This window comes from Modestobacter sp. KNN46-3 (assembly GCF_011039295.1).
Genome location: NZ_JAAKGN010000108.1, coordinates 1 through 16,571, shown reverse-complemented (window position 1 = coordinate 16,571; position 16,571 = coordinate 1). Strand labels below are relative to the sequence as shown.

Here is a 16,571-nt window from a genome sequence, read left to right as displayed (position 1 = left end):
GCTGCGGTGGCGCCTCGTCGCGCCCGCGGGCCGCCGCCCATGAGAACGAGGTAGCGGATGAACTCCGTGTCCAGGAGTGGCCGGCGTGCGCTGGTCGCCACAGCGGGCATCACGGCGACGGCGCTGGCGCTGTCGGCGTGCGGCGGCGGCGACGGGGACGGTGGCGGCTCCGGTGGCGGCGACTCGCTGATCATCGGCACCACCGACAAGATCACCACGATCGACCCGGCCGGTTCGTACGACAACGGCTCGTTCGCCGTGATGAACCAGGTCTACCCGTTCCTGATGAACACCCCGCTGGGCAGCCCCGACGTCGAGCCGGACATCGCCGAGTCGGCCGAGTTCACCTCGCCCACCGAGTACACGGTGACGCTGAAGGACGGGCTGACGTTCGCCAACGGCAACGAGCTCACCGCCTCGGACGTGAAGTTCTCCTTCGACCGCATGGTCGCGATCAACGACGAGAGCGGCCCGGCGTCGCTGCTCTACAACCTCGAGAGCACCGAGGTCGTCGACGACACCACCGTGGTGTTCAACCTGAAGTCGCCCGACGACCAGGTGTTCCCGCAGATCCTCTCCAGCCCGGCCGGCCCCATCGTGGACGAGGACGTCTTCGCCGCCGACGCGCTGACCACGGACCAGGAGATCGTCGACGGCAACGCCTTCGCCGGCCCGTACGCGATCACCAACTACGACCAGAACAACCTCGTCTCCTACGAGGCGTTCGAGGGCTACCAGGGCCTGCTCGGCGCGCCGGAGACCGAGACGGTCAACGTCCGGTACTACGCGGACGCGTCGAACCTGAAGCTCGACGTCCAGGAGGGCAACGTCGACGTCGCCTTCCGCAGCCTGACGGCGACGGACGTGGAGGACCTGCGCGGCGACGACTCGGTCAACGTCGTCGACGGCCCGGGCGGGGAGATCCGCTACATCACGTTCAACTTCAACACCCAGCCCTACGGCGCGACCACCCCCGAGGCCGACCCGGCCAAGGCCCTGGCCGTCCGGCAGGCCGCGGCGCACCTGATCGACCGCGAGGAGCTGGCCGACCAGGTCTACAAGGGCACCTACACCCCGCTGTACTCCTACGTGCCCGAGGGCCTCACCGGCGCCGTCGAGCCGCTGCTGGAGAAGTACGGCGACGGCTCGGGCGCCCCGGACGCCGAGGCGGCCGCGCAGGTGCTGCAGGCGGCCGGCGTGCAGACGCCGGTGGAGCTCAACCTCCAGTACTCCAACGACCACTACGGCCCGTCCTCGGGTGACGAGTACGCGCTGATCAAGGACCAGCTGGAGTCCAGCGGCCTGTTCACGGTGAACCTGCAGACCACCGAGTGGGTGCAGTACTCCGAGGACCGCACCGCCGACGTCTACCCGGCCTACCAGCTCGGCTGGTTCCCGGACTACTCCGACGCCGACAACTACCTGACGCCGTTCTTCCTCACGGAGAACTTCCTGGGCAACCACTACTCGGACCCGGAGGTGAACGACCTGATCCTGCAGCAGGCCACCACCACCGACCCGGCCGAGCGGGAGGCGCTGATCGAGCAGATCCAGGGCCAGGTCGCCGACGACCTGTCGACGCTGCCCTACCTGCAGGGTGCCCAGGTCGCCGTCACCGGGACCGACGTGCAGGGCGCCGAGGACACCCTCGACCCGTCCTTCAAGTTCCGTTACGGGGCCCTCAGCAAGGGCTGATCGAGCCGGAGCAGACCGCCCCGGGTGACCCGCCGTCCGCGGGTCGCCCGGGGCACCGGCATGTCCGCCGCCACCTCAGGCTGGGAGAGATGACCACCACCACGACCGAACCCACCGGGAGCACCGCCGACCCCGTCGGCGCCCCCGACCCCGCGCCCCGGCGCCGGCGCAAGGGCAGTGGGGGGCTGGGCAGTTACCTGCTGGTCCGGTTCCTGCTGATCTTCCCGACCATCTTCATCCTGGTCACGACCGTCTTCTTCCTGATGCGGGCCACCGGTGACCCGATCACCGCCGCACTCGGCGGGCGGCTGCCGGCCGACCAGCTGGCCGAGCGGGTCCGGGAGGCCGGGTACGACCGGCCGCTGATGACCCAGTACCTCGAGTACCTGGGCAACCTGGTGCAGGGCGACTTCGGCACCACGCTCAGCGACCGGCGTCCGGTCCTGGAGGTGCTGACCACCTTCGGCATCGCCACGCTCGAGCTGACCGTCTACGCGCTGATCGTGGCGTTCATCGTCGGCATCCCGCTGGGCATGCTGGCCGCCTACTTCCGGGACCGCTTCCCCGACGCCGTGCTGCGGGTCTTCGCGATCCTCTGCTACGCGACGCCGGTCTTCTTCGCCGGCCTGCTGCTCAAGCTCGTCTTCGCCTCCGGGCTGGGCTGGCTGCCGGTGGCCGGCCGGGCCTCCACCGGCACGGAGATCGAGCTGCAGTTCCTGGAGAGCCCGACCGGCTTCTACCTGATCGACGCGCTCCAGACCGGCGACTGGGACGTCATCTCCGACGTCCTGGAGCACGCCGTCCTGCCCGCCATCGCGCTGGGCCTGCTGACCGCCGGCATCTTCCTGCGCCTGGTGCGCACCAACGTGATCGGCACGCTGGGCACCGGCTACGTGGAGGCCGCCCGCTCGCGGGGCGTCGCGGAGTCCCGGCTGCTGCGCAAGCACGCCTACCGCCCCGCGCTGATCCCGATCATCACCGTCATCGGCCTGCAGATCGCCATCCTGCTCGTCGGCGCCGTCCTCACCGAGACGACGTTCGAGTGGAAGGGCCTGGGCTTCCAGCTCGCCGAGTACCTGCAGGCCCGCGACTTCGTGGCCGTGCAGGGCATCGTGGTGCTGCTGGCGGTCATCGTGGCCGTGACCAACTTCATCGTCGACATCATCGCCGCGCTCATCGACCCCCGGGTGAGGTACTGACATGGCCACGGCGACCTCCGTGCCGACCGCGGCCGGACCGGCCGGCGAGCCCGGTACGGCACCGGCCCGCCGGCGCCGGTCCTGGCGCTCGCTGCCGATCGTCCACCAGCTGCGGCAGAGCGTCGGCCTGCAGCGCGGCATGCTCGTGGCCGGGCTGGTCCTGATGGGCGTCTTCCTGCTCACCGCGCTGTTCGCGCCGCTGCTGGCGCCCTACGAGTACGGCCAGCTGCGCGACGCCGAGGGGCTGTTCGGGGCCCAGCAGCCACCGTCCGGCGACCACCTGCTCGGCACGACCGTGGGCGGGTACGACGTGCTGTCCCGGGTGATCTGGGGCTCGCGGACGGCGCTCTACGTGATCGTCGTCGCCGTCCTGCTGTCGATCGTCGCCGGCGTGCTGCTGGGCCTGGTCTCCGGCTACTTCGGCGGCTGGCTGGACCGGGTGCTCGTCGTCATCGCCGACGCGATCTACGCCTTCCCGGCGCTGCTGCTGGCCATCATCGTGGCGATCGTCATCAGCGGGGGGCAGTCCAGCCTGTGGGGCGGCATCATGGCCGCCGCCATCTCCATCACCGTGGTCTTCATCCCGCAGTACTTCCGGGTGATCCGGGCCGAGACGGTGCGGATCAAGGCCGAGGCCTTCGTCGAGTCCGCCCGGGTCATCGGGGCGAGCAACCGCCGGATCATGCTCCGGCACGTGCTGCGCAACGCCACCCGCACGCTGCCGCTGATCCTCACGCTGAACGCGTCCGAGGCGATCCTCACCCTGGCCGGCCTGGGTTTCCTGGGCTTCGGCATCCAGCCGACCGCCGCCGCCGAGTGGGGCTACGACCTGCAGCAGTCGCTGTCCGACGTGACCAGCGGGATCTGGTGGACCTCGCTGTTCCCCGGCCTCGCGATCGTGCTGGTGGTGCTCGGGCTGACGCTGGTCGGCGAGAGCCTCAACGACCTCGCCGACCCCCGGCTGCGCACCCGCCGCCGGGTGGCCGACCAGGAGCCGGCGGAGGAGGGCGAGGTCGCCGCTGTCCCCGGTGGCGCGCTGACCGCAGGACCGGCGGGCGTCGGTGGCCTGGAGGTCACCGCGGCCGGCGGACGGCCCGGGAACCCGGCCTCGGCCGGCGCCACCGGCGCCGAGCCCGCCGACGGGCAGGTGGCCGGACCGGACGTGACCGGCCAGGACGGAGGAGGGACCCGCTCATGAGCGTCGTCGACATCAAGGACCTGCAGATCTCCTTCGCCACCGACGCCGGCGCCGTCACCGCGGTGCAGGACGTCACCCTCGCCGTCCAGGCCGGTGAGGTGCTGGCCATCGTGGGGGAGAGCGGCAGCGGCAAGACCGTCACCGCGCGCAGCATCCTGGGGCTGCTGCCGGAGACCGCGCGGGTGCGCGGTGCGGTGGTGCTGAGCAGCAAGGACGGCACCACTGAGCAGGACGTCGTCCCGCTGTCCGGCGCGCAGCTGCGCGAGGTGCGCGGGCAGGACGCCGCGATGGTGTTCCAGGAGCCCTCGACCTCGCTGAACCCGGTCTACCCGATCGGTTGGCAGATCGCCGAGGGGCTGCGGGCGCACGGGAAGTACAGCAAGAAGGAGGCCCGGGCCAAGGCGATCGACGTGCTGCGCCTGGTCGGCATCCCCGACCCCGAGCACCGGGTCGACCACTACCCGCACCAGTTCTCCGGCGGGCAGAAGCAGCGGATCGTCATCGCCCAGGCCCTGGTGCTCGACCCCGGCGTAATCATCGCCGACGAGCCGACGACGGCGCTCGACGTCACGGTGCAGGCCGAGATCCTGGAGCTGCTGCGCCGCTGCCGGGACGACTTCGGCGCCGCCATCGTGCTGATCACGCACAACATGGGCGTGGTCGCCGACCTGGCCGACCGGGTCGCCGTCATGTACCAGGGCCGGATCGTCGAGCAGGCCGACGTCCGGACGCTGTTCAGCGCACCGGAGGACCCGTACACCCAGCAGCTGCTGGCCGCCGTCCCGCGGCTCGGTCAGGGCGTCGAGCGCACCCGGGAGCGGGCCGTCCGGCGCGCGGCCGGCTGGGAGAGGACCGCGCCGGTCGTCGAGGCGAAGGACCTGCGGATCGTCTACCCCGGCCGGATGCGCCGGCCGGACTTCGTCGCCGTGGACGGCGTCAGCTTCAGCATCCGCCCGGGCGAGGTGCTCGGCCTGGTCGGGGAGTCCGGCAGCGGGAAGACCACCATCGGACGGGCGATCGCCGGCCTGACCAAGGTCAGCCACGGCTCGCTGACGGTGCTGGGCACCGAGATGAACGGGATGAAGGAGCGCGCGTTCCGGCCGGTGCGCGAGCGGATCGGGTTCGTGTTCCAGGACCCGGCGTCCAGCTTCAACCCGCTGCTCACCATCGCCGAGGCGGTGGCCGAGCCGCTCGTGGTGCACAAGCGCGCCAAGGACCCGCGTGCGGCCCGCCCGCGGGTCGACGAGCTGCTGGAGGCGGTGCAGCTGCCGAAGGCGTTCGGCGACCGGTACCCGCACGAGCTCTCCGGTGGGCAGCGGCAGCGGGCCAGCCTGGCCCGGAGCCTGGCCCTGCAGCCGGAGCTGCTCATCGCCGACGAGCCGACCTCCGCGCTGGACGTGTCGGTGCAGGCGCGGGTGCTGGAGCTCTTCGACGAGCTGCAGCGGGAGCTCGGGTTCGCCGCGCTGTTCATCAGCCACGACCTGGCCGTGGTCGACCTGCTCGCCGACCGGATCGCGGTGCTCTACCGCGGCCTGCTGGTGGAGGAGGGCACGGGGGCCGAGGTGCTGGGCGCGCCGAAGCACCCGTACACGCAGCGGCTGATCGCCTCGCTGCCGGTGCCCGACCCCGACGAGCAGGCCCGCCGCCGCACCCACTGGAACACCCTCCGCGCCTCCGACTGATGACCCGAGAGGGGCCGAAGTCGCGACTTCGGCCCCTTCGGGTCGTCAGCGGACGCGGCCGCGGGGCTTGAGGGGGAGCGGGGGCAGGGCCGGGGCGCCGAGCCGGTGGCCGTCGAAGCCGGGGACGTCGGCGAACCGGTCGCCCTCGGCCCACTGCTCGGCGTACTCGGCGATCTCCTCGCCGGAGCGGCCGACGAAGTTCCACCACATGACGATCCGCTCCTCGAACGGCTCGCCGCCCAGCAGCAGCAGCTGGGCGGCGTCGTCCGCGCGCAGCCGCACGGTCCGCCGGCCCGACCCCAGGTAGAGCATCGCCCCGGGGGTGAGCGGCACGCCCTCGACGTCGGCGGTGCCCGAGGCGGTGAGCACCGCGTACTCGAAGTCCGGTTCCAGCGGCAGCTCCACGTCGGCGCCGGCCGAGAGCGCCAGGTCCACGCCGACCAGCGGGGTGTGCGCCGTCCCCGGTGAGGTGGCGCCGCCCATCGCGCCCATCAGCACGGTCGCCCGGACCCCGTCGGAGTCGAAGCCCGGCAGCGCGGTGTGGTGCTCGAAGGCCGGGGCGACGTCCCGGACGCCGTCGGGCAGCGCCACCCACAGCTGCGCGCCGTGCAGGTACCGCGGGTGCACCGCCGGCGACTGCTCGGCGTGCGCGATCGCGTGCCCGGCGGTCATCAGCGCCAGTTCCCGCGGCCGGATCAGCACGTCGCTGCCGAGCGAGTCGCGGTGGTGCACCTCGCCGTCCAGCAGCCAGGAGACCGTCTGCAGCCCGGTGTGCGGGTGCGGCAGCACCTGCATGCCGTCGGAGCCGAACACGTCGTCGGGGCCGTAGTGGTCGACGAAGGCCCAGGCGCCCACCAGCCGCCGGCCGAGGGTGGGCAGCAGCCGGCGGACGTGCGTGGCCTCGCCGAGCAGCACCTCCTTGCCCGGCAGCAGGTCCAGCGCGGGACCGGCCGACGCCTGAGCGCGCCCGCCGAGCTCGTGCGGCGCCGGCCGTGGCTCGAGGTTGCTCATGGCGTCTTCCTACTCGCTCTGGTCGCGCACGTCGCCGTGCGCGACCCGGGCGGCCGGGAGGGTGCCGAGCCGGCCGGCGGAGGCGTCGGTCATCGCGTCCAGCACCTCCTGCCGGGTGTTCATCACGAACGGCCCGTACATCGCGATCGGCTCCCGGATCGGCAGTCCGCCGAGGACGACGACGTCCAGGTCGGGGGTGCGCGCCTCGGCGTGCCGGTCGCCGGGCCGGGTGCCGTGCACGGTGACCGTGTCGCCGGGGCCGAGGACGGCGAGCTGCCCGGTGTGCACCGGGGCGCCGTCGATGCCGACCGCGCCGGACCCGGAGAGCACGTAGACCAGCGCGTTGAAGTCCGGCCGCCAGGGCAGGTCCAGGGACGCCCCGGGGGAGACGGTCGCATGCACCATCGCCATCGGGGTGTACGTGCTGCCCGGGCCGCGGTGCCCGCCGACGTCGCCGGCGATCACCCGCAGCAGCGCCCCGCCGTCCGGGCTGGCCAGCAGCACCGACTGGCGCGCCCGCAGGTCCTGGTAGCGCGGCTCCACCCACTTCCGTGCCCGGGGCAGGTTCACCCACAGCTGCAGGCCGTGGAACAGCCCGCCGCTGAGCACCAGCGACTCCGGCGGCCGCTCGATGTGGAGGACGCCGCCGCCGGCGGTCATCCACTGGGTGTCGCCGTCGCTGATCGTGCCGCCGCCGCCGTGGCTGTCGGCGTGCTCGAAGGTGCCGTCGAGGAGGTAGGTGACGGTCTCGAAGCCGCGGTGCGGGTGCCACGAGGTGCCCTTGGGCTCGCCGGGGGCGTACTCGACCTCGCCCATCTGGTCCATGTGCAGGAACGGGTCGAGGGCACGCAGGTCGACGCCGGCGAACGCGCGCCGGACCGGGAAGCCCTCGCCCTCGAAGCCGGACGGCGCAGTCGTCACCGACCGCACCCGGCGGCGGACCGTGCGGGGCGCGGGCAGGGGGACCCGGGCGAGGGTGGTGGTGTCCTCGACGGTCACGGCGGGCATGGCGGCCTCACTTCTGTTGAATGCTCAACCAGAACCACTGTACGTCGCGTGGCCCGCTGTTCCTTCCCACCGTGCAGGCGGGTCCGGATCCGGAACGGCTGGGTCTTGCCAGGAGCCTGTCGTCGGGAGAGGGTGTGACCGCTCCCACACCTGTTCGGCGGTCCGGCCTGGCCCGCTGTGGGAGCGCTCTCACGCGGGGTGCCGAGGCTCCGCGTGGCCCATCGACCGACAGGACGACGATGTTCTCGAGTTCCCTCCGCCGCGGACGCGCGGCACTGCTGACGGTGGCTGCGACCGCCACCGTGGGCCACCTGGCCCTCGCCCCGGCCGCGGCCGCCGCCCCGTCGGCGCCGGCGCCGGCGACCCAGGCCCAGCCGCTCGACCCGGGCACCCGCTTCACCACGCCGGTGCCGGATCCGGGTGCCGTCCGGCAGACGATCGACCTGGCCCGGGCCGACCGCTTCGCCGACGCCGAGCTGATCGCCCGTGAGGCCGCCACCCCGCAGGCGATCTGGTTCACCGACGGGACGCCGATGCAGGTGCGGCACGAGGTCCGCAAGGCCTCCGCGCTGGCCAGGGCGACCGGGTCGGTGCCGACCTTCGTGGTCTACAACGTCCCCGGCCGCGACTGCTCGCAGTACTCCGCCGGCGGGGCCGCCGACGACGCCGCCTACCGCGCCTGGGTCGACGGGTTCGCTGCCGGGTTGATGCGGAACCAGCAGGTCGTCGTGGTGATCGAGCCGGACGGGCTGGCGCTCATGCCCGGCGACTGCCCGCCGGGCACCTACCCGGCGGGGACGGCGCCCACCGACGCCGGGCGGCTGGCCGACATCCGCTACGCCGGCGAGGCGATCGAGCGGGCGAACCCCGACGCCCTGGTCTACCTGGATGCCGGCCACACCGGCTGGCACAACGTCGGCAGCATCGCCGACCGGCTGCAGGACGCCGGCGTCGCGGAGTTCCAGGGCCTGGCGCTGAACACCTCGAACTACCAGTACACGCCCAACCTGGCGCAGTACGGCACCTGGATCTCCGAGTGCCTGGCCGTGCTCCCGGCCACCTACGTGCACGGCATCGACGCCGACCCGTGCCCGAACCAGTACTGGAACGGTGGCCCGGCCAACGGGTTCGTCGGCGGTGCGCTGGACCCCTTCCAGCAGTGGAGCGACACGGCGACGGACCCTGCGGCGAACACCCTGGGCATCAACCAGCGCTACGACGCCTTGCTCGGTGACCTCGAGCCGACCGCGCACGTGGTGATCGACACGAGCCGCAACGGCCAGGGCCCCTGGGCGCCGGCCGAGGGCACTTACCCGGACCCGCAGACGTGGTGCAACCCGCCCGGCCGGGGTCTCGGTCCGCGTCCCCAGGCGGCTCCGGACCCCGCCTTCCCGCTGGTCGACGCCTACCTGTGGGTCAAGACGCCGGGGCAGTCCGACGGCTCCTGCAACCGCGGCATCACCGGCAGCACGACCGACCCGGAGTGGGGCGGGATCACCGACCCGGCCGCCGGGGCGTGGTTCCCGGAGCAGGCGCTCCAGCTGGCTCAGCTCGCCGTCCCGGCGCTGCGCTGACCCGCGCGGTCGGCTGACCACCCTGCCGCGCCGGCCCGTCCGCGGGCCGGCGCGGTCCGGACCGCCCGGCGCGTCCCGTCAGGCCACCGGGGCGCCCCGGTGCCCGGCCTCCCCGCGCCGGCGCCCGATGCGGCACCCCTCCGCCGGTGAGCAGCCGGGACGCCGCCGTTCAGCCGGCCAGCCGGACGACGCCGGTCCCGCTCAGGTCCCGCAGCACGGCGGGCCGGCCGAGCATTGCGAGCAGCAGGTCGTCGCCGTGGCCACGCACCTCCGGGTCACCCGGGGTGCCCCACGTCCAGTCGACGTCGGTGCCCACCCACCGCAGTCCGGCGGCCCGCTGCCGGCCGCGGAAGGGGCGTCCGCGCCGCACCGCGACGTCCAGCGCCGTCCGGAGCCGGTCCGGCGGGGTGGCGGCGGGACGCCCGAGCGGGCGCCGGAGGTCCTGGGCATGGGCCACCGTCTCCACCAGGACCCCGCCGGGCGTGCCGTCCCGGGGCCGGCGGCCGGAGGTGACGACGTCGCGCCACTGCTGCAGCAGCTCTGCCGTCGGAGCCCGGCCGTGCTCCACCGCCCACTCGGCGAAGTACCGGTCGACGTCGAACCGTGCCCGCGCCAGCCCGACCGTGGCGGCGAGCGGGCCGGTCCGGGTCGGCATGGTCAGGTGGGCGACCAGCTCCCGGACCCGCCACCCCGCGCACAGCGTGGGCGCGTCCCACTCGGCCGGGGTCAGCTCCTCCAGCAGGTCGAGCACCGCCCTGCGCTCGTCGGTGACCTGACCCCACACCCGTTCGCGGTCCACGGCGCGACCGTCGTCGCCACGCTGCCCCCGGGCAAGGGGCTGCCGCACGTGCCCCCGGAGCCGGAGCGCCGGTTCAGCGTCCGGCGCGCCAGCGCCGGCAGGCCGCGTCGGCCAGCAGCAGGAACGCCTGGGCCTCGGGGGAGTGACCGGGCCGGTCGAAGTGCGGCGCGGCGCTCGCGCCGGTGACCCGGCCGAGGCCGTCGACCCGCTCGACCACCGCGGCGACCAGCGACTCCCCGACGCCCCCGAACCGGTGCGGGAGCCAGCCCTCCGCCGCCCCGGTCAGCGCCGCGAAGCCGAGCATCGCGGCGACGTTGGTGTCCGCCGGGGTCGCCGGATCGTCGAGCACATCGCCGAACAACCCGTCGGGACGGCGCAGCGGCAGGACGGCGTCCAGCAGGGCGCGCACCTCCGCGGCGACCGCGGTGCCGGCGGCTCCGGGCAGCCAGCACACCGCACGGGCCGCGCCGGCGGCGACCCAGCCGTTGCCGGTGCCCCAGGCCCGCGGGTCGGCCAACGCCCCGGCGTCCTCGTCCCAGCGGGCGGCCCACAGCCCGCTGACCGGGTCGCGCAACCGGCTGCGGTGTCCGGTCAGCTGGGCGACCGCAGCGGCGCCGTCGCCGCGGCAGGCCAGGAAGGGCACGACCATGTAGACGGTGTCGGCCCACACCTGGCGGCTGCCTAGCAGGTGGAACAGCGTCCCGTCCGCAGCCCGCGGCGCACCGGAGGACACCCAGCCGTGCTGGCGGGCGGCGGCCGCGGCCAGCGCCGGGTCGCCGAGCCGGTGCGCCAGGGAGTCGACGAACTCACCGAGCGCCGCACCGTTCACCGCGCAGGCCGGGTCCAGCTCTGCCAGCCGGCCGTCGGGCAGCTGGCGGGCGACCGCGTCGTCGACCAGCGCCTGCAGCGCGGCGGCCGCGCCCGACTCCTCGAGCACGGCCGCCGTGAGCCCCTGGTCCCAGGAGTGGCGTTGGGAGACCAGCAGGCAGTCCAGCACCCGACGGCGGACGTCGTCGTCCAGCACGGGTTCCTCCAGTCGACGAGCTCAGAAGGCGATCTCGGCGCCGTCCTTGAAGATCCGGCCGGTCACCGCCGGTGGCTCGCGCAGCAGCGCCAATGCGCCCGCCGCGCTCTCCTCCGGGGTGCCCGGTGCCTCCTGACCGCCCAGGTCGGTGCGCACCCAGCCGGGGTCCAGGGCGTTGACCGCGACCTCCCCGGCCAGCTGCGCGGCCTGCATGAGCACCAGCCCGTTCAGTGCCCACTTGCTCACCCGGTAGCTGCCGATCCCGGAGTCACCGATGAGCTCGGTGGTGCCCGCCCCGGAGCTGACGTGCACCACCCGGGGGTCGGTGCCCTTGCGCAGGGCGGGCAGCAGCGCGAGCACCAACCGGTGTGGGACGACGCAGTTGACCAGCAGGCTCTCCTCGAGCGTGCCGGCCGGCTCGTCCTCGAAGCGGGCCTCGCGGGCGAGCATCACCCCGGCGTTGTTCAGCAGCACGTCCAGCGCGCCCCACCGCTGCCCGACCGCCTCGGCCAGCCGGTGCGGCGTGGCCTCGTCGGTCAGGTCGGCGACCACGGCGGTGAAGGAGCCGGGGCCGTCGGCCAGGTCCCGGGTGAGCTCGTCCAGCCGCCGCTCGTCCCGGGCCGTGCCCAGCACGTCGGCACCGGCCGCGACCAGCCGCCGGGCGACGGCCGCGCCGACCCCGCGGGAGGCGCCGGTGAGCAGCACCCGGCGTCCCGCGAGGTCGGCGGTGGAGGCGTCGGTCACACGCCGTCCTTGGCGCTGCGGATGACGTCGGCGTAGGTGCGGGCGCTGTCCTTCGGCGTCCGGACCTGGGTGGCGTAGTCGACGTGCACCAGCCCGAAGCGCTGCGCGTAGCCTCGGGCCCACTCGTAGTTGTCCAGCAGCGACCAGGCGAAGTAGCCGCGGACGTCGGCACCGGCGTCGATCGCCTCGGTCATCGCCGCGAGGTGCCGCAGCAGGTAGTCGACCCGCTCGGGGTCGTGCACCTGACCGTCCGCGGAGACCTCGTCCGGCCACGCCGAGCCGTTCTCGGTGATGAACAGCGGCAGCCCGGGCGCGATCCCGGAGATCCGGGTGAGCAGCGCGGTGAACGCCTCCGGGGAGATGCCCCAGCCCATCGTGGTGGTCGGCCCCTCGGGCTCCAGGTCCTGCACGTGCTCGGCGCCGATGAAGGTCGGGTGCTTGCCGCTGGGCTCGCTCAGCCCGCGGACCGTCGACTCGAAGTAGTAGTTCACGCCCAGCCAGTCCAGCGGCGTGGAGATGACCTCCAGGTCGCCGTCCTCGATCGGCAGCGGCGCACCGGCGTCCGCCAGGTCGGCCACGACGTCGGCCGGGTACTCCCCGGTGGCGATCGGCACCAGGAACATCCGGTTCTGCTGACCGTCGAGCCGGCGGGCGGCGTCGACGTCGGCGGGGGAGTCGGTGGCCGGCGACATCGGCGTGAAGTTCAGCGTGATGCCCAGGTGGTCGGCGCCCTTGTCGCGCATCACCTGGGTGGCCAGGCCGTGCCCGAGCAGCAGGTGGTGCACCGCGCGGGAGGCCTCGACCGGGTCCTGGTGGCCGGGGGCGTGCTGGCCGGCCATGTAGCCCAGCAGCGAGCTGCACATCGGCTCGTTCAGCGTCGACCAGTGCGGCACCCGGTCGCCCAGGGCGTCGTAGACGACGCCGGCGTACTCGGCGAACCGGTACGCGGTGTCCCGGTCGGTCCAGCCGCCCTGGTCCTGCAGCGCCTGCGGGAGGTCCCAGTGGTAGAGGGTCAGCCAGGGGGCGATGCCGGCCCCGAGGAGCTCGTCGACCAGCCGGCGGTAGAAGTCCAGGCCACGCTGCTCGATCGCGCCGGCGCCGGCCGGGAGCACCCGGGGCCAGGAGACGGAGAACCGGTAGGCGTCCAGGCCCAGGTCCTTCATCAGCGCGACGTCCTGGGGATAGCGGACGTAGTGCTCGACGGCGACGTCGCCGGTGTCGCCCTGGAAGGTCTTGCCGGGGGTGTGGCTGAAGGTGTCCCAGATCGACGGCCCGCGGCCGTCGACGTCGACCGCGCCCTCGATCTGGTAGGCCGCGGTGGCGGCGCCGAAGACGAAGCCCGGCGGGAAGGTCAACCCGGCAGCGGTCTGCGGGCGCACGTCGGTGGAGGTCATGACAGGAGTGCTCCTTGCGAGGGCGTGGGGGGATCGCGCGGCGAGGTCAGGCCGTGCGGAGGAGGAGGTGGCGGCCCCCCTGCAGGGGCCCGCCGCGAGCGTGCGAGTGGTGGGGGCAGGGGGTCCTTTGTCAGTCGACCCGCTGCTGAGTCTGGGCGTCGAACACGTGGAGGGCACCTCGGTCCGCGCCCAGCCAGAGCTGCTGCCCGGCGGCGACCGGGGTGCGGGGCTCGGTGCGGATCACCAGGTCCGCGGAGTGCAGGACATCGTCGGGGGCGTCGGCGAGCGAGGTGTAGAGGAAGGCGTCCGAGCCCAGCTGCTCCACCACGTTGACCCGGACCGGCAGGCCCTCACCGGGGCCGACCAGGCGCACGGTCTCGGGGCGGAACCCGACGGTCACCTTCCCGTTGCTCGCCGCGGCCCGGGTCAGCTGGTCCCGGGGGACCGGCAGCATCCCGCTGCCGACCTGCACGCCGCCGTCCACCGCGTCTCCGGTGACCAGGTTCATCGCCGGGGAGCCGATGAAGCCGGCGACGAAGACGTTGGCCGGCCGGTCGTAGAGGACGCCGGGGGTGTCGCACTGCTGCAGGACGCCGTCCTTGAGCACCGCGACCCGGTCGCCCATCGTCATCGCCTCGACCTGGTCGTGGGTGACGTAGACGGTCGTGGTGCCCAGCCGGCGCTGCAGGGCCGCGATCTGGGTGCGGGTCTGCACGCGGAGCTTGGCGTCCAGGTTGGACAGCGGCTCGTCCATCAGGAAGACCTGCGGGTTGCGCACGATCGCCCGGCCCATGGCCACGCGCTGGCGCTGGCCACCGGACAGCGCCTTCGGCCGGCGGGACAGGTACGGCTCCAGGTCCAGGATCTTCGCCGCCTCGCGTACCCGGGTGGCCCGCTCGTCCTTGGAGAGGCCCGCGAGCTTGAGCGCGAAGCCCATGTTCTCCTCGACCGTCATGTGCGGGTACAGGGCGTAGTTCTGGAACACCATCGCGATGTCCCGCTCCTTGGGCGGGGAGTCGGTGACGTCCCGGTCGCCGATCACGATCGACCCGGTGTCGACCTCCTCCAGTCCGGCGAGCATCCGCAGGGACGTGGACTTGCCGCACCCAGAGGGCCCGACCAGGACGAGGAACTCGCCGTCGGCGATCTCCAGGTCCAGGGAGTCGACCGCAGGCCGCTCGGACTTGGGGTAGATCCGGCTGGCCTGCTGGAAGGACACGGTGGCCATGGTCAGGCACCTCTCGGGAGGAGGAAGGGGGAGGACGGAGTCGCGCAGTGGGTCATCCCTTCACCGCGCCCTGCATGATGCCGCCGACGATCTGCTTGCCCAGGATCGTGAAGACGATCAAGACGGGCAGGGTGCCCAGCAGCGTGCCGGCCATGATCACCGAGCGCTGGGGCACGTAGCCCGAGCCCAGCCCGGCCAGCGCCACCTGGACCGTCGGGTTGGCGGTGGTCAGCGCGATGAGCGGCCAGAAGAACTCGTTCCAGGCGGTGAGGAACGTGAGCATCGCCAGCACGGCCATCGCCGGCCGGGCGACCGGGACGACGATCGACCAGAAGATCCGGAACGTCGAGGCGCCGTCGACCCGGCCGGCCTCCAGCAGCTCGTTGGGCAGCGCGGAGATCAGGTACTGCCGCATGAAGAAGACGCCGAAGGCGCTGACCAGCGTGGGCAGGATGACCGCCTGCAGCTGGTTCACCCACTGGAGCTCGGCGATCATCATGAACAGCGGGATCACCGCCAGCTGGGTCGGCACCATCATCGTGCCGATCACCAGGCCCAGCAGCACGCCCTTGCCGCGGAACTGGAGCTTGGCGAAGGCGAACCCGGCCAGTGTGCAGAAGAGCACGGTGCCGACGGTGATGCTGCCGGCGACCAGCACCGAGTTGAGGATCGCCTTGCCGATCGGTGCCTGCTCCAGCGCCGCCTGGAAGTTGTCGAACAGGCTGGCGTTGGGCAGGAACGGCGGCGGGGTCGCGGCGATCTCGGCGTTGGTGTGCGAACCCGCGACGAGGGTCCAGTAGAGCGGGAAGATCGAGACCAGCGCCACCAGGGTCAGCAGCGTGTAGGTCACCGGGCCGGGCTTGCCGGCCTTGCTGCCGCCACGGTGGCCGCGGCGGCGGGTCGCCGGTGCCGCGGGCGGGGTGTCCCGGCCGGTGTCGGTGACGGGAGGAGCGAGGGTCGCCATGCCGGTCTCCTACCGGTCGGCCCGGGCGCGGAGGCGGCCGATGACGGCGTTGACCCCCACGATTACCAGGATGATCATGAACATTGCCCAGGCCGTGGTGGCTGCCTGGCCGATGTGGAAGTTGCTCCAGCCCTGCTGGTACATCAGCAGGCCGAGCGTCTGGTACTGCCCAGAGGAGCCGCCGGAGGTGGTGCCGTTGCCGGCGAACAGGAGCGGCTCGCCGAACAGCTGCACGGCGCCGATGGTCGAGACGACGATGGTGAACAGGATCGTCGGGCGCAGCGACGGGATCGTCACGTGCAGGAACTGCTTCCACTTGCTCGCGCCGTCGATCTCCGCGGCCTCGTAGAGCTCACCGGGGATCGACTGCATCGCGGCCAGGTAGATCAGCGCGTTGTAGCCGGTCCAGCGCCAGGTGACGATCACCGCGATGGCGACCTGGCTGCTGACCGTCCCGGCCTCCCAGTCGATGGCCTGCAGGCCGACGGCTTCCAGCATGGTGTTGATCAGCCCGTAGTCGCGGCCGAAGAGCTGGGAGAAGACCAGCGTCGCCGCGGCGATGGACGTCGCGTAGGGCATCAGCATCACGGTGCGGAAGAAGGTGCGGCCGCGGAGCTTGTAGTTCAGCAGGTGGGCCAGCCCCAGGGCCATGCACAGCTGCGGCACCGTGGCCAGGATCCCGATGGTGAAGGTGTTGCGGGTGGCGTTCCAGAAGAACTCGCTCTGCAGCAGGTCGCGGTAGTTCTCCAGGCCCACCCAGGTGCCGCCGTTGATGTTCGACAGGCTGGTCTCGTGCAGCGAGACCCAGGCGGTGTACATGAACGGGTAGAGGCTGAACGCCGCGAAAACCAGGAAGAACGGTGCGACGTAGGCGTAGCCCCAGCGGTTGCGGGTCAGCTGGCGGCGCTTGCGGGGACGGGCCGGGGGTGCGGCCAACGAGTACTTCAGCGGCGCCCCGACCGGGGAGATCTTCGGTGAGTCGGCGGCGAACATCCAGCGCACCCCGATCGGCCCGTACGACACCCAGATCCAGGAGGCGTTCACCACGGCG

The 16,571-nt window shown here is 72.9% G+C and carries 14 protein-coding genes; 5 read left to right on the top strand and 9 right to left on the bottom strand.

The annotated features are described in order from the left end of the window. Positions 1-57 precede the first annotated feature (57 nt). The 4 genes from G5C62_RS18900 to G5C62_RS18885 all read left to right on the top strand — a co-directional run bounded on the left by G5C62_RS18900 (position 58) and on the right by G5C62_RS18885 (position 5,774). Positions 58-1,695 carry an ABC transporter substrate-binding protein gene (locus G5C62_RS18900; protein WP_164702241.1) on the top strand — a complete coding sequence of 546 codons (1,638 nt, stop codon included), beginning with the start codon at positions 58-60 and terminating at the stop codon, positions 1,693-1,695. Between the two features lie 89 nt (positions 1,696-1,784). Continuing rightward, entirely contained in the window at positions 1,785-2,894 is a 1,110-nt protein-coding gene (locus G5C62_RS18895) for an ABC transporter permease (RefSeq protein ID WP_036335106.1), read from the top strand. Position 2,895: 1 nt separating this feature from the next. Beyond that, entirely contained in the window at positions 2,896-4,092 is a 1,197-nt protein-coding gene (locus tag G5C62_RS18890; RefSeq protein WP_164702240.1) for an ABC transporter permease, read from the top strand. Further along, positions 4,089-5,774: an ABC transporter ATP-binding protein gene (locus G5C62_RS18885; RefSeq protein ID WP_164702239.1), complete on the top strand. Its 1,686-nt coding sequence runs from the start codon at positions 4,089-4,091 to the stop codon at positions 5,772-5,774. The genes G5C62_RS18890 and G5C62_RS18885 overlap by 4 nt, the downstream gene beginning before the upstream one ends. Before the next feature lie 45 nt (positions 5,775-5,819). On the opposite strand, the gene G5C62_RS18880 is transcribed toward G5C62_RS18885, so the two are convergent. Continuing rightward, a complete protein-coding gene (locus G5C62_RS18880; protein ID WP_164702238.1) occupies positions 5,820-6,785 on the bottom strand; it encodes a pirin family protein in 966 nt (321 codons plus the stop codon). 9 nt (positions 6,786-6,794) lie between these two features. Continuing rightward, the gene (locus G5C62_RS18875) at positions 6,795-7,793 is read right to left on the bottom strand and encodes a pirin family protein (RefSeq protein WP_164702237.1); all 999 of its coding nucleotides are present in this window, start codon (positions 7,791-7,793) and stop codon (positions 6,795-6,797) included. 284 nt (positions 7,794-8,077) lie between these two features. Here G5C62_RS18875 and G5C62_RS18870 point away from each other — a divergent pair, with 284 nt between their 5' ends. Beyond that, the gene (locus tag G5C62_RS18870; RefSeq protein WP_206330725.1) at positions 8,078-9,367 is read left to right on the top strand and encodes a glycoside hydrolase family 6 protein; all 1,290 of its coding nucleotides are present in this window, start codon (positions 8,078-8,080) and stop codon (positions 9,365-9,367) included. 169 nt (positions 9,368-9,536) lie between these two features. Here G5C62_RS18870 and G5C62_RS18865 read toward each other — a convergent pair whose 3' ends face one another. The 7 genes from G5C62_RS18865 to G5C62_RS18835 form a co-directional block, all read right to left on the bottom strand. Beyond that, entirely contained in the window at positions 9,537-10,166 is a 630-nt protein-coding gene (locus G5C62_RS18865; protein WP_036335117.1) for a maleylpyruvate isomerase family mycothiol-dependent enzyme, read from the bottom strand. Between the two features lie 73 nt (positions 10,167-10,239). Next, positions 10,240-11,190: a glycoside hydrolase family 88 protein gene (locus G5C62_RS18860; protein WP_164702236.1), complete on the bottom strand. Its 951-nt coding sequence runs from the start codon at positions 11,188-11,190 to the stop codon at positions 10,240-10,242. A 21-nt stretch (positions 11,191-11,211) separates the two neighbouring features. Then, a complete protein-coding gene (locus tag G5C62_RS18855) occupies positions 11,212-11,934 on the bottom strand; it encodes an SDR family oxidoreductase (RefSeq protein WP_164702235.1) in 723 nt (240 codons plus the stop codon). Then, positions 11,931-13,328, bottom strand: a complete 1,398-nt coding sequence (locus tag G5C62_RS18850) for a GH1 family beta-glucosidase (protein ID WP_164702234.1) — start codon at positions 13,326-13,328, stop codon at positions 11,931-11,933. The genes G5C62_RS18855 and G5C62_RS18850 overlap by 4 nt, the downstream gene beginning before the upstream one ends. A gap of 130 nt (positions 13,329-13,458) precedes the next feature. Further along, positions 13,459-14,556, bottom strand: a complete 1,098-nt coding sequence (gene ugpC, locus G5C62_RS18845) for an ABC transporter ATP-binding protein (protein ID WP_164702233.1) — start codon at positions 14,554-14,556, stop codon at positions 13,459-13,461. Between the two features lie 52 nt (positions 14,557-14,608). Next, positions 14,609-15,520 (bottom strand): carbohydrate ABC transporter permease, encoded by a 912-nt coding sequence (locus G5C62_RS18840; RefSeq protein ID WP_164702232.1) that lies wholly within the window; start codon positions 15,518-15,520, stop codon positions 14,609-14,611. Positions 15,521-15,529: 9 nt separating this feature from the next. Further along, positions 15,530-16,571: sugar ABC transporter permease (locus tag G5C62_RS18835; protein ID WP_346774132.1), on the bottom strand; the 1,042-nt coding region annotated here is incomplete at its 5' end.